Origin of the sequence: Streptomyces sp. YS-3 (genome assembly GCF_045257485.1) — a bacterium.
Lineage (GTDB): Bacteria > Actinomycetota > Actinomycetes > Streptomycetales > Streptomycetaceae > Streptomyces.
Genome location: NZ_JBJHPC010000913.1, coordinates 1 through 1824, shown reverse-complemented (window position 1 = coordinate 1824; position 1824 = coordinate 1). Strand labels below are relative to the sequence as shown.

1 protein-coding gene is annotated in these 1824 nt (G+C 69.7%); it reads left to right on the top strand.

Annotated elements, in window-relative coordinates; genetic code table 11:
* Positions 1-230: 230 nt before the first annotated feature.
* The gene (locus ACJA3G_RS36215) at positions 231-1754 is read left to right on the top strand and encodes an aldehyde dehydrogenase family protein (RefSeq protein ID WP_406557276.1); all 1524 of its coding nucleotides are present in this window, start codon (positions 231-233) and stop codon (positions 1752-1754) included.
* The last annotated feature ends 70 nt before the right edge of the window (positions 1755-1824 follow it).

The window sequence follows — 1824 nt, the reverse complement described above, 5'->3', positions numbered from 1 at the left end:
GCCCGAGGGCCGGCGGGGCCCGGCGCGCGCGAGGCTGGCCGAAGTGGAGGCGGAACTAGCGGCAGGGGTGGACCTTAAAGGCACCCCTTGACGGCGACCGGGTCAGTTCCCGCCAACCCCTCTCCCTCCCCCTCCCTTGTAGCGTCGCAACCAAGGCGCAACGTAGCTATCCCTAGCCTCCGCTGCGAGTGCCGTCCAAGGGCGGGCGGCGCCGGAGGGAGGCCACGGACATGACCCGTTACGCAGCGCCCGGCACCGAGGGCGCGGTCGTCTCGTACGAGTCGCGCTACGACCATTTCATCGGCGGCGCGTATGTGCCGCCGGCGGGCGGCCAGTACTTCGAGAACCCGAGCCCGGTGAACGGCCGTCCCTTCACCGAGGTGGCCCGGGGGACGGCGCCGGACGTGGAGCGCGCGCTCGACGCGGCGCACGCGGCGGCCCCCGCGTGGGGCCGGACGGCCCCGGCCGAACGCGCCGACATCCTCAACAAGATCGCGGACCGGATGGAGGCGCATCTGGTGGAGCTGGCGGTCGCGGAGAGCTGGGAGAACGGCAAGCCGGTCCGCGAGACGCTGGCGGCGGACATCCCGCTGGCGATCGACCACTTCCGCTACTTCGCGGGCGCGCTGCGGGCGCAGGAGGGGTCGCTGAGCCAGATCGACGAGGACACCGTCGCGTACCACTTCCACGAGCCGCTCGGCGTCGTCGGTCAGATCATCCCGTGGAACTTCCCGATCCTGATGGCCACGTGGAAACTGGCGCCGGCGCTGGCGGCGGGCAACGCGGTGGTCCTCAAGCCGGCGGAGCAGACCCCGGCGTCGGTGCACGTGTGGCTGGCGCTGGTGGCCGACCTCATTCCCCCGGGCGTGCTCAACATCGTCAACGGCTTCGGCGTGGAGGCGGGCAAGCCGTTGGCGTCGAGCCCCCGGGTGGCGAAGATCGCCTTCACCGGCGAGACGACCACGGGCCGCCTGATCATGCAGTACGCGTCGGAGAACATCCGCCCGGTGACGCTGGAACTCGGCGGCAAGTCCCCGAACATCTTCTTCGACGACGTCTGGTCGGCGGACGACGACTTCCGCGACAAGGCGCTGGAGGGCTTCACGATGTTCGCCCTCAACCAGGGCGAGGTCTGCACGTGCCCGTCCCGGGCGCTGATCCAGCGCGGCCACTACGGCGAGTTCCTTGACGCGGGCATCGCCCGCACGGAGGCCATCGTGGCGGGCCACCCCCTGGACACCGACACGATGATCGGCGCCCAGGCCTCCAACGACCAGCTCCAGAAGATCCTGTCGTACCTCGACATAGGTCAGCAGGAGGGGGCCAAAGTCCTGACGGGTGGTCAGCGCATCGAGTACGACGGCGAGCTGGCGGGTGGCTACTACGTCCAGCCCACGATCTTCGAGGGCGACAACCGGATGCGGATCTTCCAGGAGGAGATCTTCGGCCCGGTCGTCGCGGTGACGTCCTTCACGGACTTCGACGACGCGATCCGCACGGCGAACGACACGCTGTACGGCCTGGGCGCCGGCGTCTGGACCCGCGACGGCAGCCAGGCGTACCGCGCGGGCCGCGCGATCCAGGCGGGCCGCGTCTGGACCAACTGCTACCACGCGTACCCGGCGCATGCCGCCTTCGGCGGGTACAAGCAGTCGGGGATCGGGCGGGAGAACCACAGGATGATGCTGGATCATTATCAGCAGACCAAAAACTTGCTGGTGAGCTATTCGGCCAAGAAGCTCGGCTTCTTCTAGGCCCACGAGAAAGGGCGTCTGGCCCCCAATCCGCCGGCCAGGCGCCCGCAGGTCCGGGGCACAACCAGCC

What these genes read in the sequence shown, in the direction of transcription:
- ACJA3G_RS36215 (WP_406557276.1), top strand. Translation starts at nt 231, where the DNA reads ATGACCCGTTACGCAGCGCCCGGCACCGAGGGCGCGGTCGTCTCGTAC.